15 protein-coding genes, 2 tRNA genes and 8 pseudogenes are annotated in these 20,594 nt (G+C 50.8%); 15 read left to right on the top strand and 10 right to left on the bottom strand.

Features of this window, described 5'->3' with window-relative positions:
• Positions 1-14: 14 nt before the first annotated feature.
• The 6 genes from tolA to LU633_RS09055 all read left to right on the top strand — a co-directional run bounded on the left by tolA (position 15) and on the right by LU633_RS09055 (position 4,299).
• Positions 15-1,166 carry a cell envelope integrity protein TolA gene (tolA, locus tag LU633_RS09030; RefSeq protein WP_016191968.1) on the top strand — a complete coding sequence of 384 codons (1,152 nt, stop codon included), beginning with the start codon at positions 15-17 and terminating at the stop codon, positions 1,164-1,166.
• 118 nt (positions 1,167-1,284) lie between these two features.
• Entirely contained in the window at positions 1,285-2,577 is a 1,293-nt protein-coding gene (tolB, locus tag LU633_RS09035; RefSeq protein WP_016191969.1) for a Tol-Pal system beta propeller repeat protein TolB, read from the top strand.
• Positions 2,578-2,621: 44 nt separating this feature from the next.
• Positions 2,622-3,137 carry a peptidoglycan-associated lipoprotein Pal gene (pal, locus tag LU633_RS09040; protein WP_016191970.1) on the top strand — a complete coding sequence of 172 codons (516 nt, stop codon included), beginning with the start codon at positions 2,622-2,624 and terminating at the stop codon, positions 3,135-3,137.
• 9 nt (positions 3,138-3,146) lie between these two features.
• Positions 3,147-3,923: a cell division protein CpoB gene (cpoB, locus tag LU633_RS09045; RefSeq protein WP_016191971.1), complete on the top strand. Its 777-nt coding sequence runs from the start codon at positions 3,147-3,149 to the stop codon at positions 3,921-3,923.
• Between the two features lie 165 nt (positions 3,924-4,088).
• Positions 4,089-4,164: transfer RNA gene (locus tag LU633_RS09050), tRNA-Lys, on the top strand.
• A 59-nt stretch (positions 4,165-4,223) separates the two neighbouring features.
• Positions 4,224-4,299 (top strand) — tRNA-Lys (locus LU633_RS09055).
• Between the two features lie 166 nt (positions 4,300-4,465).
• Here LU633_RS09055 and LU633_RS09060 read toward each other — a convergent pair.
• Positions 4,466-5,840: pseudogene (locus LU633_RS09060) on the bottom strand (AlkA N-terminal domain-containing protein).
• A 173-nt stretch (positions 5,841-6,013) separates the two neighbouring features.
• Between LU633_RS09060 and LU633_RS09065 the strand changes: the two are divergent.
• From LU633_RS09065 to pnuC, 3 genes and pseudogenes are all read left to right on the top strand, one after another.
• Positions 6,014-6,541, top strand: coding sequence for a methylated-DNA--[protein]-cysteine S-methyltransferase (locus tag LU633_RS09065; RefSeq protein WP_016191974.1), 528 nt, complete (start codon positions 6,014-6,016; stop codon positions 6,539-6,541).
• A gap of 120 nt (positions 6,542-6,661) precedes the next feature.
• Positions 6,662-7,695 (top strand): annotated as a pseudogene (gene nadA / locus LU633_RS09070) (quinolinate synthase NadA).
• 36 nt (positions 7,696-7,731) lie between these two features.
• Complete coding sequence (gene pnuC / locus LU633_RS09075; protein WP_016191977.1) at positions 7,732-8,442, top strand: nicotinamide riboside transporter PnuC; 711 nt, start codon at positions 7,732-7,734, stop codon at positions 8,440-8,442.
• 53 nt (positions 8,443-8,495) lie between these two features.
• Here the strand turns inward: pnuC and LU633_RS09080 are convergent.
• The 5 genes and pseudogenes from LU633_RS09080 to LU633_RS09100 all read right to left on the bottom strand — a co-directional run.
• Positions 8,496-8,984 (bottom strand): annotated as a pseudogene (locus tag LU633_RS09080) (cation diffusion facilitator family transporter); the annotation flags it as partial.
• A gap of 372 nt (positions 8,985-9,356) precedes the next feature.
• A pseudogene (locus LU633_RS09085) lies at positions 9,357-9,521 on the bottom strand (hypothetical protein); the annotation flags it as partial.
• A protein-coding gene (locus LU633_RS09090; protein WP_152664147.1) for an IS3 family transposase occupies positions 9,499-10,673 on the bottom strand; the annotation gives its coding sequence in 2 pieces (ribosomal slippage) (positions 9,499-10,418 and positions 10,418-10,673; 1,176 coding nt in all). The gene LU633_RS09090 and the pseudogene LU633_RS09085, both read right to left, overlap by 23 nt.
• Positions 10,674-10,745: 72 nt before the next feature.
• Positions 10,746-11,054: pseudogene (tnpA, locus tag LU633_RS09095) on the bottom strand (IS200/IS605 family transposase); the annotation flags it as partial.
• A gap of 162 nt (positions 11,055-11,216) precedes the next feature.
• Positions 11,217-11,571 (bottom strand): annotated as a pseudogene (locus LU633_RS09100) (protein YbgS).
• Between the two features lie 283 nt (positions 11,572-11,854).
• Between LU633_RS09100 and aroG the strand changes: the two are divergent.
• On the top strand, positions 11,855-12,907 hold the full coding sequence (gene aroG / locus LU633_RS09105) for a 3-deoxy-7-phosphoheptulonate synthase AroG (protein ID WP_016191980.1): 1,053 nt from the start codon (positions 11,855-11,857) through the stop codon (positions 12,905-12,907).
• Between the two features lie 54 nt (positions 12,908-12,961).
• Here aroG and gpmA read toward each other — a convergent pair whose 3' ends face one another.
• The 4 genes from gpmA to galT all read right to left on the bottom strand — a co-directional run bounded on the left by gpmA (position 12,962) and on the right by galT (position 17,099).
• A complete protein-coding gene (gene gpmA / locus LU633_RS09110; RefSeq protein ID WP_016191981.1) occupies positions 12,962-13,714 on the bottom strand; it encodes a 2,3-diphosphoglycerate-dependent phosphoglycerate mutase in 753 nt (250 codons plus the stop codon).
• A 153-nt stretch (positions 13,715-13,867) separates the two neighbouring features.
• Positions 13,868-14,908, bottom strand: a complete 1,041-nt coding sequence (galM, locus tag LU633_RS09115; RefSeq protein WP_016191982.1) for a galactose-1-epimerase — start codon at positions 14,906-14,908, stop codon at positions 13,868-13,870.
• Complete coding sequence (galK, locus tag LU633_RS09120; RefSeq protein ID WP_016191983.1) at positions 14,902-16,050, bottom strand: galactokinase; 1,149 nt, start codon at positions 16,048-16,050, stop codon at positions 14,902-14,904. Before galK ends, galM begins: the two co-directional genes overlap by 7 nt.
• A 2-nt stretch (positions 16,051-16,052) precedes the next feature.
• Positions 16,053-17,099 (bottom strand): galactose-1-phosphate uridylyltransferase, encoded by a 1,047-nt coding sequence (gene galT, locus LU633_RS09125; RefSeq protein WP_016191984.1) that lies wholly within the window; start codon positions 17,097-17,099, stop codon positions 16,053-16,055.
• A gap of 273 nt (positions 17,100-17,372) precedes the next feature.
• Here galT and LU633_RS09130 point away from each other — a divergent pair.
• From LU633_RS09130 to LU633_RS09150, 5 genes and pseudogenes are all read left to right on the top strand, one after another.
• Positions 17,373-17,728: pseudogene (locus LU633_RS09130) on the top strand (glutamine synthetase); the annotation flags it as partial.
• Between the two features lie 260 nt (positions 17,729-17,988).
• The gene (locus tag LU633_RS09135; RefSeq protein WP_016191986.1) at positions 17,989-18,186 is read left to right on the top strand and encodes a hypothetical protein; all 198 of its coding nucleotides are present in this window, start codon (positions 17,989-17,991) and stop codon (positions 18,184-18,186) included.
• Entirely contained in the window at positions 18,176-19,543 is a 1,368-nt protein-coding gene (locus LU633_RS09140) for an APC family permease (RefSeq protein ID WP_016191987.1), read from the top strand. Before LU633_RS09135 ends, LU633_RS09140 begins: the two co-directional genes overlap by 11 nt.
• 158 nt (positions 19,544-19,701) lie before the next feature.
• On the top strand, positions 19,702-20,139 hold the full coding sequence (tnpA, locus tag LU633_RS09145) for an IS200/IS605 family transposase (RefSeq protein WP_046371836.1): 438 nt from the start codon (positions 19,702-19,704) through the stop codon (positions 20,137-20,139).
• Between the two features lie 100 nt (positions 20,140-20,239).
• A pseudogene (locus tag LU633_RS09150) lies at positions 20,240-20,578 on the top strand (transposase); the annotation flags it as partial.
• Between the last annotated feature and the right edge of the window lie 16 nt (positions 20,579-20,594).

Raw genomic sequence — 20,594 nt, forward strand, 5'->3', positions numbered from 1 at the left:
TTTGGGAACTGAGAGTGTCGAAGGTAGCCGAGCAAAACGATAAGTTAAAGCGCGCCATCATTATTTCAGTTATTTTGCATATCGTCCTGATTGCATTGCTGATTTGGAGCTCATTTGACGAGCACATCGACGCCAGTAGCGGCGGTGGCGGTGGTGATATTAATGCCGTCATGGTCGATCCGGGTGCGGTGGTTGAACAGTACAACCGGCAGCAAAATCAGCAGAGTGACAGTAAACGTGCTGAACAACAGCGGCAGAAACAGGCGCAACAGCAGGCAGAAGAGCTGCAGCAGAAACAGGCGGCAGAACAACAGCGCTTGAAAGCGCTGGAAAAAGAGCGTTTACAGGCCCTGCAGGAAGCTAAAGAACAGGCGGCACAACAGGCTCAGGAGCAGAAACAGGCTCAGGAAGCGGCACAGCAGGCACGTGAGCAGCAAAAGCAGGCCGAAGAGGCTGCGGCAAAAGCCAAAGCTGATGCGAAAGCCCTGGCGGATGCTCAGGCCAGTGCTGCTGCCGAAGCCAAAAAACAGGCTGAGGCCGGGGCGAAAAAAGCCGCTGCTGAAGCTAAGAAACAGGCTGTCGCCGAGGCCAAAAAACAGGCCGCAGCCGAGGCTGCGAAAGTAAAAGCCGCTCAGGAAGCTAAAGAGGCCAAAGAACAGGCTACTCTTGAAGCAAAAGAAAAAGCAGAAGCCGCCGCGCAAGCAAAAGCTGATGCGGCGGCTAAGGCGAAAGCAGCCGCTGCTGCCAGGGCAAAAGCGGCGGCACAAGCCGCGAAAGAAAGTAGCGATGTTGACGATCTGCTGGGCGGTCTTGCTTCTGGCAAAAACGCGCCGAAAGAAGGTAAGGCCGGGGGAGCCGCAGCAGGTCAGGGCAACCAGAAGAAATCGGGTGCCTCTGGTGCCGCTATCGACAGCTATCTTGGTCAGGTGCAGGGAGCTATTCAGAGCAAATTTTATGATGCTGATACCTTCAGAGGCCGCACCTGTGATGTTCACATTAAACTGGCACCGGATGGGTTATTGATTTCAGCAACGCCAGCCGGTGGGGATGCCGCATTATGTCAGGCAGCAATTAATGCAGCGCGCATGGCAAAAATTCCCAAACCGCCAAGTACTGAGGTTTATCAGGCAGTCAAAGATACAACGTTAGAATTTAAGCCCCAGTAATTCGGCATTATTCGGGATGTTGAACTAAGGTCAACATCCCGTACTCTATACATGCGTTATTGATTCGTTGAGACACTGCTAATTATCGTGAACATTGCGTTCAGATAAGGGAGAAAACATGAAGCAGGCATTTCGTGTAGCACTGAGTTTTTTACTGCTGTTTGTCGCCGTTGCGCAGGCAGAAGTTCGTATTGAAATTACCCAGGGTGTGAATACCGCACGCCCTATTGGCGTGGTGCCATTCAAATGGGATGGGCCAGGTGTAGCGCCGGAAGACATCGGTGGTATTGTCGCGGCTGACTTGCGTAACAGCGGTAAATTCAACCCTCTGGATCGTGCGCGTTTGCCACAGCAGCCAACCTCTGCGGCTGAAGTGCAGCCTGCAGCCTGGACAGCGCTGGGTATCGATGCAGTCGTTGTTGGTCAGGTTCAGCCGGGTGCTGACGGTAGCTATCTGGTTTCTTATCAGCTGGTGGACACATCGGGTAATCCGGGTGCCGTACTGGCACAAAACCAGTACAAAGTGACTAAACAGTGGCTGCGCTATGCGGCACATACTGCCAGCGATGAGGCTTTTGAGAAGCTGACCGGTATTAAAGGCGCATTCCGTACCCGTATTGCCTATGTAGTACAGACCAATGGCGGCCAGTTCCCGTATGAGCTTCGGGTTTCAGATTACGATGGCTACAACCAGTTTGTTGTTCACCGTTCTCCACAGCCATTAATGTCCCCTGCCTGGTCAAAGGATGGCAGTAAACTGGCATATGTCACCTTTGAGAGCGGCAAATCTGCGCTGGTGGTGCAGACGTTAGCAAATGGTGCTATCAGGCAAGTTGCTTCATTCCCCCGGCATAACGGCGCACCTTCGTTTTCTCCCGACGGCAGCAAACTGGCTTTTGCCCTGTCGAAAAGTGGTAGCCTGAATCTTTATGTCATGGATCTTGCGTCAGGTCAGATTAATCAGATCACCGACGGTCGCTACAACAGTACCGAGCCAACATGGTTCCCGGACAGCCAGAGCCTGGCTTACACCTCGGATCAGGCTGGTCGTCCACAAATATACAAAATCAGTGCTAACGGCGGTGCGCCACAACGTCTGACCTGGGAAGGTTCTCAGAATCAGGATTCTGACGTCAGCTTTGATGGTAAATCAATGGTGATGATTAGCACTAATGGCGGTGCACAGCACGTCGCCAGACAGGATCTGGAAACGGGAGCCGTTCAACAATTAACGGATACGTTCCTGGATGAAACGCCAAGCCTCGCGCCAAACGGCACCATGGTAATCTACAGCTCGACTCAGGGCATGGGTTCCGTATTGCAGCTGGTATCGACGGACGGGCGTTTCAAAGCGCGTCTTCCGGCGACCGATGGACAGGTCAAATTTCCTGCCTGGTCGCCGTATCTGTGATGCATGTGTAAATATGTATGGCAAACAATAATAGGATTGTAGAAATGCAACTGAATAAAGTGCTGAAAGGCTTAATGCTGGCACTGCCAGTAATCGCAGTAGCTGCATGTAGCTCACACAAAAACAACAACAACGATCAGACCAATGGTATGGGCGATGGCTCTGCTAACAGTGGAATGAACAGTGGTAACATGTCTTCTGACGACCAGGCTCGCCTGCAAATGCAGGAACTGCAGAAAAACAACATCGTTTACTTTGGCCTGGACAAATTTGATATCCAGTCTGAATTCGCTCAGATGCTGGATGCGCATGCTACGTTCCTGCGTAACAACCCCTCTTACAAAGTGACGGTTGAAGGTCATGCGGATGAGCGTGGTACGCCTGAGTACAACATTGCACTGGGCGAGCGCCGTGCTACCGCAGTCAAAATGTACCTGCAGGGTAAAGGCGTTTCTGCTGACCAGATCTCTATCGTTTCTTACGGTAAAGAGAAGCCAGCAGTTCTGGGCCACGACGAAGCGGCTTATGCCAAAAACCGTCGTGCTGTACTGGTTTACTAAGAGAATCACATGATTAGTAACTTCAGACTTCATCTGTTGAGTCTGTCGTTACTGGTTGGCGTAGCGGCCCCCTGGGTCGCTAGTGCCCAGGCGTCAATCAGTAACGTTGGCTCTGGCTCGGTCGAAGACCGTGTCACTACCCTTGAGCGTATCTCAAATGCTCAGGGGCAACTCGTTCAGCAGCTTCAGCAACAGCTCTCCGATACTCAGCGTGATATAGACTCCCTCCGTGGTCAAATTCAGGAGAATCAGTATCAACTGAATCAGTTAACCGAGCGCCAGAAAAATATCTACCAGCAGCTGGACACCCTCAGCAGCAGTGGCGCGAATGCTCAGTCTCAGCCAGCGGCAGGTGGCATAGGCGATAGCACACCTTCAGAAAGCAGTACGCCAGCTGCGCCGGTGCAAAGCGGAGATGCCAACACTGATTACAATGCGGCTGTGGCGCTGGTGCTGGAGAAAAAGCAAAACGATCAGGCTATAGCTGCTTTTCAGGCTTTTGTTAAGAAGTATCCCGATTCAACCTATCAGCCTAATGCCAACTACTGGTTAGGGCAGTTGCATTACAACAAAGGCAAAAAAGACGATGCCGCTTTTTATTTTGCAACGGTGGTGAAAAATTATCCTAAGTCGTCTAAAAGCGCCGATGCCCTTTACAAGGTTGGGGTGATCATGCAGGAGAAAGGCGACAGTGCTAAAGCGAAGGCGGTTTTCCAGCAGGTGATAAAGCAGTACCCAAATAGCGATGTTGCTAAACAGGCCCAAAAGCGCGCTGCTTCGTTGTAAAAGCAGAAACATCGTGATCGAATTGGGTGTTTTATGCACCGCCTGGATGAAAGTCAGTCAGTTGAACGGCTTATGTAAAAATAGTGGTTGCGCTGGGACGTCAAATCAGTAATATATGCCGCCGTTGCCGGGATATCTATTAAATCGTTCTGATAGCGTTTAAGTGGGTCGTTAGCTCAGTTGGTAGAGCAGTTGACTTTTAATCAATTGGTCGCAGGTTCGAATCCTGCACGACCCACCAATCCGCGTCTGATGTCAGTATCAGCGCACAAAATTGTCAGGCAGATAAAGCACCACTTCGGGTCGTTAGCTCAGTTGGTAGAGCAGTTGACTTTTAATCAATTGGTCGCAGGTTCGAATCCTGCACGACCCACCAATGCAAAAATCAGGACTATGCTTGGATCTGCTAATCTTCTGTGCCTCAACCCGTGAACAAATATTATCAGCAAGTGTGACAAGAAAAGGACAGGATGCGATTATTCTGCACAATTAATCAGCCCCTGTGTCATCCTGAGTTCAGATAAGCGGGGGATTGTGCCCGACTATTCATTCTTGCCTGGGGGCAGATTTTTCCAGATGTGCATCACCGCATAGCTGCACCAGGGACGCCACGATAGCGATCTTTCCTCTGCCTCATGGGCGCTTAACCCGCCAGGATTTTTTCTTATCACAACATCTTCTTTTGGAAAGGCATCCGGCCAGCGCATGGCGATGTAATGGGCGATCCATTCACCAATGCCGGACTGCGCGGTCAGCTGTACTATCGCGTCAGGAGGATCCAATACCGGTTCAAGCGGCAGCATGCTGCGGCTGCATGCACCAGCCATGTTTAAAATGGTACTGGCACGCACTCTGACGATACCTAGGTTTGCGATTTCATCGACGGTTGCCTCTGCCTCGCGGGCTGGCTCTGGAGAGAGAGACGTTAGTCCGGGGAAAAGTGTACCCAGCGGTTCTCCAAAGGCCGCGGCAAAGCATCCACCTGCTGTTGTTGCGGTTTTAACCGTAATTTGCTGACCAGATACTGCGCGGACAAGCATCTCAAAACCACCGAATGCTCCCGGTACACGCAGGCCAGGATGGACGTTCAGGCTTTTTTGTAACAGTGCATCCTGTTGCAGATGGTCGGCAATCAGCTGCGGATGGGCATCCAGATCGAACAGGTTCCTTACCCTACGCAGTAATGCAGGCAACACTGGCGTAAGGGAATGACTAACTTCCACCCGCAGTGCGTGCTTGCTGCTGGCCTGCATAATCTGAATCCGCTCTTTGTGCTTTCCCAGAGAAACGGTGCGCGTATAGCGGCTGCCATCAACGGCCTTCAGCACACGCAGTTTCAAAAAGTCGAGCATTGCGACCCAGTTATAAGGCGTGCAGTAGCTGAGTAGCAGCACGGGACTCTCTTTGGTGCCTGAAAGGCTTCGGTCAGGATTTCTGCGTAGATCGCCCGGACAAAGACGATAGCGGCTGCGGAAGACAGCATTGAAGCGTCTCAGGCTACCAAAACCACTGGCATAGGCTATTTCTGTTATCGACAAAGAAGTCTCTGTTAAAAGCTTTTTGCCAGTAACTGGCGACTGCTTAATGATAGCTGTGCGGCCATTTCATTCAGCGTAGTCAGTTCATCTGTCAGGTTACGCCCTATTTTTTGCAGTAATAAACCCACGATACGATGGCTGCTATCAAGCGACCCATTACCCGGCGCAAGTTCCGGGGGGTATTGCAGGCAGGGGCGAAAGGCGGTTTTTTCAGCCGCTTCTGCGCGGGAAAAAACAGGTAATTCTCTTCACGCGGAGCTCTTGCCGGGCAAACCGGCCGATAGTAAATACCGGTTGGGGTCACGCCTACATAGAAAACACCATCGAAGCGGCTGTCACGGGAGGTTAAGGCCCGGTATGCGACTTTCCCATCGATCATCCTCAGTTCCTCTGTGCTTTTTTCTGGCAGAGTAAGCACAATTAAGCAGCGCTGCCAGCCGTTTTCGGATAGCAATATAAAATCTTTCAGCGTCCGAAAACGGCTGGCATCATTAAACGATTAACGGATAATAACGGCTACATGGGCAACGGCATGGTACAGAGAGAACAATGATGCGTTACTTTTTTAAAATGATGTCTTCACCCGTCGGAGAACTGAAACTGATCGCCAGCGACAGTGGGCTGGCGGCGGTACTTTGGGAAAACGATCGTCCTGGTCGCGTCAGGTTACTCAATCCTCAGGAGAGCGACCACCCCCCTGTGCTGCTGGAAGCAGAAAAGCAACTGAGGGAATATTTTTCCGGTGCACGCCAGAGCTTTACGCTGAATCTTGAGTTCCACGGCACAGAGTTTCAGAAAAAAGTCTGGCATGCGTTGCTCACTATCCCCTATGGTCAAACCCGCAGTTATGGCGACATTGCGCGACAAATTGGGCATCCCAGGGCAGTCAGAGCGGTGGGGGCGGCCAATGGCAAAAACCCGGTTTCTATTATTGCACCCTGTCACAGGGTTATTGGTGCGAATGGCAAATTGACGGGTTTTGCCGGTGGGCTGGAAATAAAAGCATTTTTACTGAAAGCAGAAACAGTTCTGCCAGCGAGTATCACTCAGCCAGCGGCCCAGACGAACAATGAAAATTAAGCGACGTAAACGGTCAATTAGCGTATCTTGTTTAGCATATAAAACAAAGTGGTGGCTGGATTGCAGATTAAAGCTGGCCGTTTGCTGAATATGTTAATTGGAAAAAACAAGAATCGCATTATGAGCCAGATGTACGCCGACGACACATCCGTGTATTCCTTTCCGCCAAAGCCCACGGCATTAAGCCAGAGCAAAAAACAATTTTACCTGTTAAAAATCAAAAAATTACTCAAATTACGCAACGCAGTATTAGTGGCTCACTATTACACCGAACCTGATATTCAGGCGCTGGCCGAGGAAACCGGAGGCTGTGTGGCTGATTCGCTGGAGATGGCACGATTTGGCAGCCAGCATAGCGCATCAACGCTGCTGGTAGCTGGCGTGCGGTTTATGGGCGAAACCGCTAAAATCCTCAGCCCTGAAAAAACCGTTCTCATGCCGACTTTACAGGCACAGTGCTCCCTTGACCTGGGGTGTCCCGCCGATGAATTCAACCAGTTTTGTGACAGTCACCCAGAGCGCACCGTGGTGGTCTATGCCAATACCTCAGCTGTGGTTAAAGCGTGTGCCGACTGGGTGGTAACGTCCAGTATCGCGGTCGAATTAATTGAACATCTCGACAGTCTTGGAGAAAAAATTATCTGGGCACCGGACCGTCATCTTGGACGTTATGTAACACGTCAAACCGGTGCTGATATTTTGTGCTGGCAAGGTGCCTGCATTGTGCATGATGAATTCAAAACTCAGGCACTGCAGCGTATGAAAACACTTTTTCCTGGCGCGTCAGTGCTGGTGCACCCGGAATCACCACAGCCTGTTGTCGACCTTGCTGATGCAGTGGGTTCTACCAGCCAGCTGATTCAGGCAGCGAAAAACCTGCCACATCGACAGATGATTGTGGCAACCGACCGGGGATTTTTTTACAAAATGCAACAAGCCTGTCCTGACAAAGAACTGCTGGCTGCGCCTGCGGCGGGCGAGGGCGCATCTTGCCGCACCTTCGCCCATTGCCCGTGGATGTCATTAAAGCCATCGCAGCAGGGCTGGAAAAGGGCGGCTGCGCACATGAAATTGAGGTGGATAGCGTACTGCGTGAAAGCGCATTGCGACCGCTTAATCGTATGTTAACCTTTGCTGCCAGTTTGCAAAGGTGATACCTGTTCCTGTTTGTTCACGACAATGGAGTTGCTATGGATTTTTTCAGTACGCATAATATTTTGGTTCATATTCCACTTGGTGCTGGCGGCTATGATCTTTCATGGATAGAAGCTATCGGCACCTTTGCTGGCCTGCTCTGCATCTGGCTTGCCAGCCTGGAGAAAATCAGTAACTATGTGTTCGGCCTGATTAACGTCACGTTGTTTGCCGTTATCTTTTTTCAAATTCACCTTTATGCCAGTCTGCTATTGCAGATGTTTTTCTTTGCGGCCAATATTTATGGCTGGTATGCCTGGAGCCGCCAAACGGTGGACAGCCAGAACCTGTTGCACATTCGCTGGATGAGCCTGCCGAAAGCCCTGAGCTGCGCGGTGATAAGTATCGTCGCCATTGCGCTGATGACGCTGTATATCAATCCGGTATTTGGCTGGCTGACCTGTGTGGCGGTGACGCTTATGCAGGCGATGGGGCTGGTGGTGATCATGCCCGAACTGCAGCCGGATGCGTTTCCATTCTGGGATGCCTGCATGCTGGTTCTGTCGGTGGTGGCAATGATTCTGATGACGCGAAAATACGTTGAAAACTGGTTGCTGTGGGTGGTCATCAACGTAATCAGCGTAATGATTTTTGCGCGTCAGGGAGTCTGGGCCATGTCACTGGAGTACGCCATTCTGACTCTGATTGCGCTGAATGGCTGCTGGCTATGGATAAAAAACGCCCGAAAGAGCGCTTGTCATCTTTAATGGTGATGATGGTGGGTATGCGCCGACCCACCATCAATTTGCTCACAGCACTAATATTCCATCTGCACTGTGGCATGCTCAATTTGATAATGGTCGTGCAAAAAGCAATGAATACGCCGAAGCAGAGCGTCATGATCGTAAGTCGGGACGACCTGCACATGCAGCGTAATAACCGGTTTTTCACCCACCTGCCACAGATGCAGGTGATGAACATTTCGCACTTCAGGAATTCCACGAATCAATGCGCACTGGATTTTACTTGCATCTACTAAACCTGGCGCACCTTCCAATAGTTCATGAAGACTTTCTTTCAGTAAACCCCATGCGCTACGTAACACCAGAAGGGAGGTCAGTATTGACAGCACAGGGTCGACAAGCATCCGGTCGGTAAAAATAATAAGCGCCGCGGCCACCGTCCCAACAGAACCCAGCACATGCAGTGCAGCTGCGCGAATGTTGAGGTTTTTTTCTTCGCTTCCATGATGGAGCAACCAGAAGGAAAGTAAATTGGCGAACAGCCCGGCAACAGCGATCCCCAGCATACCCGCTTATGCACTCAGGCTGGTTTGCTGATTTGCCCGGCACCGAACGCGACCAGGAAAAGTATTTACAGCTGTAATCAGGCAGGGCAAAAATACATTAAACATCCTGCCGACGGAAAGGAGGCTGGTGCAGCTCTGGCCTCACGCAAATCGGCTGTGATTTTGTCCCGCAAGAGCGGACTAAAACTCTTAAAATAGACGCCTCTACCTGGCCTGCCAGCGTTAACTCTGGAAACAGTAAGGCGCGTCAACAGAGGTTTACGCCCACGTTTGCAAAACGTAGTGTTTTTAATAAAAAACCACCTGCATAGCAGGTGGCATTGATTTCGCCCCATAGGGGCGCGCTAAGTCCAGACTCAGAGAGCCTTCCCTTCACACTTCTTTCAGTGGAAGCTGGCTCTCTTCAACTTCATGTTTTTCCTGATACTTCACGTACTTTATTATCATTTCTTCGTTTATACCTACGGTATCGACACAATAACCTCTTGCCCAAAAATCATTCCCCCTGTAGTGGTCAACAAAAGCTGTCCACAGTTTTAGAGTTTTTCCAGAACCGCTGTTCTGATTCGTTCGGTGTCATTCCACCATTATATTGATGGGGCCGGAGATGACTGTAATAACCTGTTATGTAATTCGTGATGCTGCGTTGTGCTTCACTGGAATGACTGTAGCCGGTGTCTGGTATCCATTCCGTTTTAAGGCTGCGGAAGAAGCGTTCCATCGGGCTGTTATCCCAGCAGCTACCCCGTCGGCTCAAACTTTGTTTAATCTGGTATCGCCATAATAGTTGTCTGAGATGAGTGCTTGTATAATGGCTTCCCTGATCCGAATGGAACATGACGTTTGCCGGTTTATTTCTTCGCTCCCATGCCATTGATAATGCTTTGCCAGTCAGCGATGAATCGGGGAAAGATGACATTGCCCAGCCAACAGGATTACGTGCAAATAAGTCCGGAACAACGGACAGATATGCCCAACGTGTCCCCGTCCAGATGTAAGTCACATCGCCGCACCAGACCTGATTTGGTTCATTCACGGCAAACTGACGTTGCAGGTGGTTCGGGATCTCAACATGTTCTTTTGATGTCTTTTTATAGCGGTGTCCGGGCTGCTGGCAACTGATAATATTCAGTTCTTTCATCAGTTTTCCTGCGCGCCAGCGGCTAAGACGCGTACCTTTCGCCGTGACCATGGCAGCGATATTACGTGCACCCGCAGAGCCATTGCTGGCGTGGTGAGCTTCCCGAACAAGACTCAGTAATGCCACACGTGAGGCATCGGGAGTTTTCGGCTTACGCCAGTATTTATAACTGCTGCGATGAACCCCGAACACGTTGCATAAAATGGCAACAGGAAACCGCTTCCTGAGTTTCTCAACTAACGAGAATTTTTCAGGGAGTCTGACATCAAGAGAGCGGTAGCCTTTTTTAAGATATCGTTTTCCATTGCAATGCGTTGTATCTGTTTTTTTAGCTCACGCATCTCGAGTTGTTCCGGTGTCATGGGCATTGCATCAGGCGATTTCCCTGCCCGTTCGTCCTTGAGCTGGCGAACCCATTTATCCATCGTGGAAACACCGACGTTCATAGCTCTGGCAGCATTGGCAACAGAATAATTTTGGTCGAGTACGAGCTGTGCAGCTTCAGGACGGTACTCAGGACTGAAAGTTCTTCTGGTTCGTCCGGTCATAATGTCACCTGTTCTGACTGTGAGGTGATGATATCACCTCTTTTCAGGTGGACAGTTTTAGTGTGCCACTACACCCGACAGCTTGTTCTTACGCAAGCAGGGAAATTTACTGAACAATCGAAGGGCTGTTTTACCCTTTAAGTCGCCTGTTACATGGGAAATCGAAAGCCGTGGAGGCACTTTTACCCGCAAAGGGACATGGTCTGTCTGGACATTCAGCTCCACTACTTCTATCCCGGGCTGCTCACCTGAGATCCTTATCTGCTTACAGACCTCTTTACCAACATTGTTCCTGAGGATGCGAAACCGGTACCTGGGTGTCCATACGATATGATATTGACAACACCAGAGCACATGAGATGCTTTCTGGAATCTGCTCATGGTTAAATCCCTGGCAGTTATGGGGATAACAGATTCGGATTTTCCCATGAGTAGCATGACTGGCAGAGCCAGCTTATTGCTGACCACCTCCACAGGAGGTGGTGTTCATGCAGGGATAAAAAAGGAGAGCTGAGGCTCTCCTGTGCAATCAACTTGAGGTTATTACTGCGTGGTGCCATCGGTTTTGGTATTGGCATCAGAGCCAACTTTTTTATTCACACCCGGTCACTTGCCTTCTTTACACACGTTGTTTTTATGCGTCTCAGTGGCAGATGATTTTTTAGCATGGTGGTGATACTTCACTTTTTGGCATGAGCGGTGGCGTTGCCCGTGTTATTGATTTTGCTGTTATCCACGCCGTTTGGCGCAATTTTCTGGGTGCCGCCGCCAGATACTCCGCCAGCATCCGCTGGCTGATTTGATGTGCCGTGCATGACTTATTGTTAATGTCAGCCATTGCGGCACCGCTACCCAGAGTCATTGCTGCAGTCAAAAATACCATTACAAACTTATTCATTACTCTTCTCCATCGATTTGCATTCCGCAGAACCAAACTCTTCTCAAAGCAGTTCGGTTAAAAGTTGAAGAGGATATGCTATCCCCATCGATCATGTCTGAAACAGATTAATAACAAGGATGTATTTTTTAACTAATTGATAAATTTTGGTTAACAACCATAAAATAGCAAATCAGGCTGGTAAGTATTTGCACAAAGTTGATTTACACGCTTCGGCCTGCACGATAAATTGAACGGGATGCGCCCGGTGTGCAGTACGACCTGGAAAATACCTGGAAAAATTATGAATTATCAGAACGATGACCTAAGAATCAAAGAAATAAAAGAACTCCTTCCCCCTGTTGCTTTGCTGGAAAAATTCCCTGCCACAGAAAGATCGGCAGCAACTGTGGCTCACTGCCGCCAGGCTATTCATCATATTCTGCAAAAAGAAGACGATCGTTTACTCGTGGTAATAGGCCCCTGTTCCATTCACGATCCCGCCGCGGCAAAAGACTATGCCGGGCGTTTGCTTCGTCTGCGCGAAGAACTAAAAGATTCACTTGAAGTGGTAATGCGCGTTTATTTTGAAAAACCACGAACCACCGTCGGCTGGAAAGGCCTGATTAACGACCCGCATATGGATGGCAGTTACCAGATTAACGATGGTTTGCGTATTGCCCGCAAGCTGCTGTTGGAGATCAATGATATGGGATTACCCGCCGCCGGCGAATTTCTGGATATGATTTCCCCCCAGTATCTGGCCGATCTGATGAGCTGGGGTGCCATCGGGGCGAGAACCACAGAATCTCAGGTACACCGTGAGCTTTCGTCCGGTTTGTCTTGCCCGGTGGGTTTTAAAAATGGAACTGACGGAACGATCAAGGTTGCCATTGATGCGATTAACGCCGCCAGTGCGCCACACTGTTTCCTGTCCGTAACGAAATACGGGCATTCCGCTATTGTTGAAACCAGCGGCAACAGCGACTGTCATATTATCCTGCGCGGTGGAAAAGATCCAAACTATAGTGCACATCATGTCAATCTGGTGAAAGAAGGCCTGTCGCAAGCGGGGCTTGAACCGCAGGTGATGATTGACTTTAGCCATGCCAACAGCAGCAAGCAGTTCAAAAAACAGATGATGGTTGCTGACGATGTGGCGCAGCAGATAGCCGGCGGCGAAAAAGCGATAATCGGTGTTATGATCGAAAGCCACCTTGTAGAGGGAAATCAGAGTCTCGAAAGCGGTGAACCTCTCGTTTATGGTAAAAGTGTGACCGATGCCTGTATTGGTTGGGAAAATACGGAACACATACTTCGCCAGCTGGCTCAGGCAGTGAAAGCGCGTCGTGCATAAAAAAATCCGCCTTCAGGCGGATTTTTTTATCGCTGCATTCACACTCCGGCAGAATTACTTCGCTTTGCCCTGGTTAGCAACGGCGGCGGCTTTCGCTGCGATCTCGTCAGCATCACCCAGATAGTAGTGTTTCACCGGCCTGAAGTTTTCGTCGAACTCATAAACCAGCGGTACGCCGGTAGGAATATTCAGTTCAAGAATTTCTTCTTCACTCATGTCGTCGAGGTATTTCACCAGCGCACGCAGCGAGTTACCGTGAGCAGCGATGATAACTTTTTCACCTTTCTTCATGCGTGGGAGGATCGACTCGTTCCAGTACGGCAGCACGCGATCAATGGTTAGCGCCAGGCTTTCAGTGGTTGGCAGCTGTTCTGCCGTCAGTGACGTATAACGCGGGTCGTGGCCTGGGAAACGCTCATCGGCGCGGTCCAGCTCTGGAGGCGTTACGGCAAATCCACGGCGCCATTGTTTAACCTGATCGTCACCGTATTTTTGCGCGGTTTCCGCTTTATCCAGCCCTTGCAGAGCACCGTAGTGACGCTCATTCAGACGCCATGATTTTTCAACCGGCAGCCAGACCTGATCCACTTCATCAAGAATATTCCACAGCGTGTGGATGGCACGTTTCAGTACGGAGGTGTAAGCAAAATCGAAGGTAAAACCTTCTTTTTTCAGCAACTGACCTGCTGCTTTTGCTTCGGTACGCCCTTTATCGGAGAGGTCCACATCGTACCAACCGGTAAAGCGGTTTTCATTGTTCCATTGGCTTTCGCCATGACGTACCAGAACCAGCTTTGTTACAGCCATTGCTTAACTCCTTAATAATCTGACGTTTCTAAGACAAGGGTAAACTGAAAATTGCGTGTACGGCCCACCGCAATTTTTTGCTGGTTAATACCATAGCCGAAATCTTCACGTCAGGTAAGCCTGAAGCGTTCGGCATGCGTGATTTTCATGCGCTCAGTCAAACGGCGTCAGGCAATAATGGCTTAATTGCTGATACGATTCACCCGGCTTTAACCAGCAATCAGGTTGAGGCCACTCGGGATGGTTTGGCGAGTCGGGCAAAAATCCGCTTTCCAGTGCGATTCCGTGAAAGGCAGCATATACGCCCTGTTCCCGCGCGGGCGTACCTTGTAAAAAGTTGCCTGAGTAAAATTGCAGGGCAGGGGCGCTGGTATGCACCCTGAGCCTGAGTTTACCGTCTGCAGACCAAAGTTCAGCTGCAGGCCGGATTGCGGAGCCTTTGCACAGTAAAAAAGCATGATCGTACCCTTTAACCGCGCGCTGATCGTCATCCTGCAGGAAATCTTGCGCCACGGTCTTAGGCTGGCGGAAATCGAAGCTGGTTCCTTCCACTGCCTTAAAGGGGCCATAGGGAATGCCCTCGCTGTCCACAGGCAGATAGCGTTCGGCATGTAGCTGCAGACGGTGTTGGCGGGCATCCCCCTGTTCAGCATCCAGATTGAAATAGGCGTGATTAGTGAGGTTAATCGGGCAGGGACGATCCACCGCTGCCTGAAAGCTAATGGACAGCGTATTGTCATCCCCAAGGCGGTAGCGCAAGGTTACCTGCAAATTTCCGGGAAAGCCCTGTTCGCCGTCGGCGGAATTGAGCCGATATTCCACTTCCTGCTCTGCCTGACGCACGATCTGCCAGCGACGCTGATGAAAGCCGCCTGAACCGCCGTGGAGTTGGTGTATACCCTGATTAGCTTCAAGCTGCCAGGTCTGACCGTTAGCATGGAGGTTTGCACGGGCAATACGATTGGCATAGCGGCCAATGGTTGCGCCCAGATAGGACGATTGTTGCAAATAATCTGACGGCGTGGAGCAACCCAGCAGCGCCTCACGCACCGTGCCATCCTTCATTGGCACGCGGGCGGAGAGCCAGGTGGCTCCCCAGTCCATAAACGTTGTGACCATTCCTCCGGCGTTGCGCAAGGTAGTGATGCGCAACGGCTGGCCGTCCGGGGCCAGAGAGGTCTGCTGTGTCAGCATTGCCCCGCTCCTGCTGAAGCCTGGCAGACGTAAAAAGTTTCTTTAATACCGCAGCGGGTTTCATATTGCTCTGCTACCGCGGCCCGTACCTGTTCAACCAACTCCAACGGCATCAATGCCACAATGCAGCCACCGAAGCCACCGCCGGTCATGCGCACGCCACCACGTTCGCCCAGCGTGTTCTTCACTATCTCAACCAGCGTATCAATCGGTGGAACGGTGATTTCAAAGTCATCGCGCATCGAAGCATGGGACTCGGCCATCAGTACCCCCATCCGTGTCAGATCGCCTTTTGCCAGTGCTTCTGCGGCTTGCTGCGTGCGGGCATTCTCGGTCAGCACATGGCGCACCCGTTTTGCCACCAAAGGATCGAGCTGATGCTCAACGGCGTTAAACTGATTGAGATCGACATCGCGCAGTGACGACTGGCTGAAAAAGCGAGCGCCGGTTTCGCATTGTTGACGACGGGTGTTGTATTCACTGCCCACCAGACTACGCCGGAAATTGGAATTGATGATAACCACGGCAATGTCTTGCGGCATGGGCACCGGGCGGGTACCCAGCGTCCGGCAGTCCAGCAGCATGGCATGGTCTTTTTTCCCCAGCGCGGAGATTAACTGGTCCATAATGCCGCAGTTGCAGCCAACGAACTGGTTTTCCGCTTCCTGCCCGTTGAGGGCAATTTGGGCACCGTCCAGCGGCAAATGGTAAAGCTGCTGAATTGCCGTACCAATCGCCACTTCCAGCGAAGCTGAGGAGCTTAACCCCGCCCCCTGCGGAACATCGCCGGTAATCACCATATCCACGCCGCCAAAATGCTTATTGCGCTTTTGCAGGTGTTTCACCACGCCACGCACATAGTTTGACCACATTTGATCGGGATGGCTGAGGATTGGCTCATCCAGTGAAAAGAGGTCCTGTTGATTGTCATAATCAACGGCAATCACCCGGATCTGGCGGTCATCACGTTTTGCGCAGGCGATAACCGTCTGATAATTGATGGCGCAGGGCAGCACAAAACCGTCGTTATAATCGGTGTGTTCGCCGATCAGATTCACCCGGCCTGGTGCCTGGAAAGTATGCTCGGCCTGGTAGCCAAATTTATCGGCGAAAATGTGCCGGACAGAGGTTTTTAAAGTCATTGTTATGCTCCCGTCTCGCGGAAATGAATATCACTGACGGAACGCAGCCGCTCGGCTGCCTGCTCCGCCGTTAAGTCGCGCTGGGTCTCTGCCAGCATCTCGTATCCCACCATAAATTTCCGTACTGAAGCGGAGCGCAATAGCGGAGGATAAAAATGGGCGTGAAGCTGCCAGTGATCGTTGTTTTCACCATTAAATGGCGCACTGTGCCAGCCCATTGAATAGGGGAATGAGCACTGAAAGAGGTTGTCATAGCGGCTGGTGAGTTTTTTTAAGGCCAGTGCTAGGTCAGTACGCTGGGCATCGTTCAAATCAATAATGCGTTTTACGTGCGCTTTTGGCAGCAGCAAGGTTTCAAACGGCCAGGCCGCCCACCAGGGAACCACGGCCAGCCAGTGTTCAGTTTCCACCACGGTCCGGCTGCCGTCTGCACGTTCACGTGCGCTGTAGTCCAGCAGCATGGGCGACTGATGTTGTGCAAAATAAGTGCGTTGTAAGTCATCTTCACGTTTCGCTTCATTCGGCAGGAAGCTGTTAGCCCAAACCTGACCATGCGGATGGGGGTTTGAACATCCCATCGCTGCCCCTTTATTCTCAAACACCTGCACCCAGGGGTAGCGCTGTCCCAGCTCGGCGGTCTGCGCCTGCCAGGTCGTGATGATTTGCTCCAAAGCAGCAAGAGAAAGTTCCGGCAGGGTTTTACTGTGATCCGGCGAGAAGCAGATTACCCGACTGGTTCCACGTGCGCTTTCGTAACGCATCAGGTTATCTTCACTGGCTTTTGCATCCGGCGTATCAGTCATCAGGGCGGCAAAATCGTTAGTAAACACCCAGGTGCCGGTATAGCTGGGGTTATTGTCACCGGTCACGCGGCGATTGCCCGGACAGAGAAAACAGTCAGGATCGTGAGTGGGTAGCTGTTGTTGTGAAGGGATCTCCTGCGCACCCTGCCAGGGACGTTTTGCGCGGTGCGGTGAAACAAGAATCCACTGATCGGATAAAGGATTATAGCGGCGGTGAGGATGGTCGACCGGGTTGAATGTTTGCATGGTAAATCCTGATGACCTTCTTATGTTACAGGTGATTCACAGAAAAATAGCACAGTGCCAAAACAGAAAGCGTGATCGAGTTTGGATAAATGGAATCGTTTACATAAGTTGAAAATTCATGAATAAGGCGATTAAGCAAGTAATTAGCCTCTAAGAAAAATCATAAATGGTAATCATTTGGTAACGGTTACATTTGCAGATTGCCTTTCGAATAGGCAGATGCGTCTGACTGGTGAGCTGCAAATCTGGCCGCTCCTTGCGGGGTATTCCCTACAGGCGTCATGGGGCCATAACAATCGCACCGTGGCTTTGAGCATTCCCTGTGGTGATAGCGATAACCACCGTGTTGAATACCGGGAGAGGGTGCGGACGCCAATCCCTACCTGGTGGTGGCTGCGGTACTCGCCGGGATCCCGCATGGAGTTGACAACCCACTGTCACTGGATGTGAAAGGCAGCTGTCATGAAGTGGAGGGCAACCCTCTGCCAACCCGTCAAAGTGGTGCGCTGTATGAATTTGAGCAGAGCCATGCCTTACAAAAACTGTTGGTTGAGCGTTTCAGCTTTGTCTGGCACAGCTGTAAACATCATGAACTGATGCATTTTGAGCGGCTGATTACCGCCACGTAAATCGACTGGATGCTGAAAAACACCTGAATGTGCTGCGATGTTTTTCTTTCAGCACGCGAAGTACGTTTGCGGCCGGATGACCCCCTTGTTTTCGTGCTCCTGAATGGTGCAGAATATCCCCCTGCAAAATACACAGATAACCGATGCGATTTCATTGCGTCGGTTATTTTTTGCCGACGATTCAGGTCTTCCGTCGCGGGCCAGACGCCGGATGTAAAATTACGTTAATACACACTTTGTGTCTGATTGAGGAATGAAAGATGGGTCAGCATTTGATCACGTCGGCCGCTGCCGGTAAACGTCTGCGCGACGACTACGGCGCAACAGCAGGTTTTTCTTTTACCGCTACTTTTCCGCTTATTACTATTACGAAGAAAAACGCTCGCCTGATGCGAAGTTTCCCTGTGGTTCAATCCGGAAAGGTTGAAACTCATGGGAGGCTCAATAATGTTGCATAATCCTCAGACCTCTGCCGCCCAGCCGCGTGCGCAGCTCAAAAAGTCACTGACTTTGTTACCGGTGGTGATGATGGGACTGGCCTATATGCAGCCGATGACCCTGTTCGACACGTTCGGTATCGTCTCCGGCCTGACCGACGGTCACGTGGCCACCGCTTATGCTTTCGCCTTGATTGCTATCCTTTTTACCGCATTAAGCTATGGCAAGCTGGTTCGCCGCTTCCCCTCTGCGGGTTCTGCTTATACCTACGCGCAGAAAGCGATCAGCCCGCATGTGGGCTTTATGGTGGGCTGGTCATCCCTGCTGGACTATTTGTTCATGCCGATGATCAATATCCTGCTGGCTAAAATTTATTTTGAAGCGCTGCTTCCCGGTATTCCCGCATGGATTTTCGTGGTGTTGCTGGTGGGCTTTATGACGCTCTCTAATCTGAAGGGCATTAAAACCGTTGCCAACTTCAACAGCGTTATCGTGGTGTTGCAGGTCGTGGTGATGGTGGTCATTATGTCGATGGTCATTTACGGCGTTGCGCACGGTGAAGGTGCCGGAACCCTGGCTAGCAGCCGGCCATTTTGGTCTGAAAGCGCCCATGTCGTGCCAATGATTACGGGCGCAACCATTTTGTGCTTCTCGTTTCTCGGTTTTGACGGTATCAGTTCGCTTTCAGAAGAAACCAAAGATGCCGGGCGCGTTATTCCAAAGGCTATCTTTTTGACCGCACTCATTGGCGGCGTTATTTTTATTGTCGTTTCCTATTTCCTGCAGCTCTATTTCCCGGATATTTCTCGCTTTAAAAACCCCGATGCGTCACAGCCGGAAATTATGCTCTATGTAGCGGGTAAGGCATTCCAGTTTGGTATCCTGATCTTCTCCTGCGTCACGGTGCTGGCGTCGGGGATGGCGGCTCATGCGGGCGTTTCTCGCCTCATGTACGTCATGGGGCGTGATGGCGTTTTTCCAGAGCGTTTCTTTGGCTACATCCATCCAAAATGGCGAACGCCAGCGCTGAATGTGGTGCTGGTGGGGGGGATTGCCCTTAGCGCGATTACCTTTGATCTGGTGACGGCAACAGCGCTGATCAACTTTGGGGCGCTGGTGGCGTTTACCTTTGTGAATCTCTCGGTTATTTCTCAGTTCTGGATCCGCGAAGGACGTAACAAAACGCTCAAGGATAACGTCAATTTCCTGTTACTGCCGCTGTGTGGTGCGCTGACGGTGGGAGCACTTTGGGTAAGTCTGGAAGCAAGCTCCATGACCCTCGGTCTGATTTGGGCTGGCATTGGCTTGATTTATCTTGCCGTTGTTACCCGAAGCTTCCGTCATCCCGTGCCGCAATGTACTGAAGAGCCAATGTAGCAAAGCTGCTTAAAGGCCCCGTAAATTACGGGGCCTTTTTTATCCCTGCATGAACACCACCTCCTGTGGAGGTGGTCAGCAATAAGCTGGCTCTGCCAGTCATGCTACTCATGGGAAAATCCGAATCTGTTATCCCCATAACTGCCAGGGATTTAACCATGAGCAGATACCAGAAAGCATCTCATGTGCTCTGGTGTTGTCAATATCATATCGTATGCACACCCAGGTACCGGTTTCGCATCCTTAGTAACAATGTTGGTAAAGAGGTCTGTAAGCAGATAAGGATCTCAGGTGAGCAGCCCGGGATAGAAGTAGTGGAGCTGAATGACCAGACAGACCATGTCCATTTGCGGGTAAAAGTGCCTCCACGGCTTTCGATTTCCCATGTAACAGGCGACTTAAAGGGTAAAACAGCCCTTCGATTGTTCAGTAAATTTCCCTGCCTGCGTAAGAACAAGCAGTGGGGGAATGATTTTTGGGCAAGAGGTTATTGTGTCGATACCGTAGGTATAAACGAAGAAATGATAATAAAGTACGTGAAGTATCAGGAAAAACATGAAGTTGAAGAGAGCCAGCTTCCACTGAAAGAAGTGTGAAGGGAAGGCTCTCTGAGTCTGGACTTAGTGAGACTGTAATTAAAATTGTGTAATTGCCTGTTTTTGATATGTTCACTCCAACAATGGAGACAGGCAAATTATGGACGAGAAGAAACTTAAGGCCCTTGCTGCTGAACTGGCCAAAGGCCTCAAAACTGAGGCCGACCTTAATCAGTTTTCCCGCATGCTCACGAAGCTGACCGTTGAAACGGCACTCAATGCAGAACTGACTGACCACCTCGGGCATGAGAAAAATGCCCCTAAAACCGGCACCAATACCCGCAACGGCTACTCTTCGAAAACGCTGCTGTGCGACGACGGTGAAATCGGGCTAAACACGCCGCGCGACCGGGAAAATACCTTTGAACCTCAGCTGATTAAGAAGAATCAGACGCGTATCACGCAGATGGACAGCCAGATTTTATCCTTGTATGCCAAATGCGTATTCCGACCCA

It is taken from the genome of Erwinia tracheiphila, assembly GCF_021365465.1.
Taxonomy (GTDB): Bacteria; Pseudomonadota; Gammaproteobacteria; order Enterobacterales; family Enterobacteriaceae; genus Erwinia; species Erwinia tracheiphila.

What these genes read in the sequence shown, in the direction of transcription:
- tolB (WP_016191969.1), top strand. Translation starts at nt 1,285, where the DNA reads ATGAAGCAGGCATTTCGTGTAGCACTGAGTTTTTTACTGCTGTTTGTC.
- pal (WP_016191970.1), top strand. Translation starts at nt 2,622, where the DNA reads ATGCAACTGAATAAAGTGCTGAAAGGCTTAATGCTGGCACTGCCAGTA.
- cpoB (WP_016191971.1), top strand. Translation starts at nt 3,147, where the DNA reads ATGATTAGTAACTTCAGACTTCATCTGTTGAGTCTGTCGTTACTGGTT.
- LU633_RS09065 (WP_016191974.1), top strand. Translation starts at nt 6,014, where the DNA reads ATGCGTTACTTTTTTAAAATGATGTCTTCACCCGTCGGAGAACTGAAA.
- pnuC (WP_016191977.1), top strand. Translation starts at nt 7,732, where the DNA reads ATGGATTTTTTCAGTACGCATAATATTTTGGTTCATATTCCACTTGGT.
- aroG (WP_016191980.1), top strand. Translation starts at nt 11,855, where the DNA reads ATGAATTATCAGAACGATGACCTAAGAATCAAAGAAATAAAAGAACTC.
- gpmA (WP_016191981.1), bottom strand. Translation starts at nt 13,714, where the DNA reads ATGGCTGTAACAAAGCTGGTTCTGGTACGTCATGGCGAAAGCCAATGG.
- galM (WP_016191982.1), bottom strand. Translation starts at nt 14,908, where the DNA reads ATGCTGACACAGCAGACCTCTCTGGCCCCGGACGGCCAGCCGTTGCGC.
- galK (WP_016191983.1), bottom strand. Translation starts at nt 16,050, where the DNA reads ATGACTTTAAAAACCTCTGTCCGGCACATTTTCGCCGATAAATTTGGC.
- galT (WP_016191984.1), bottom strand. Translation starts at nt 17,099, where the DNA reads ATGCAAACATTCAACCCGGTCGACCATCCTCACCGCCGCTATAATCCT.
- LU633_RS09135 (WP_016191986.1), top strand. Translation starts at nt 17,989, where the DNA reads ATGGGTCAGCATTTGATCACGTCGGCCGCTGCCGGTAAACGTCTGCGC.
- LU633_RS09140 (WP_016191987.1), top strand. Translation starts at nt 18,176, where the DNA reads ATGTTGCATAATCCTCAGACCTCTGCCGCCCAGCCGCGTGCGCAGCTC.
- tnpA (WP_046371836.1), top strand. Translation starts at nt 19,702, where the DNA reads ATGAGCAGATACCAGAAAGCATCTCATGTGCTCTGGTGTTGTCAATAT.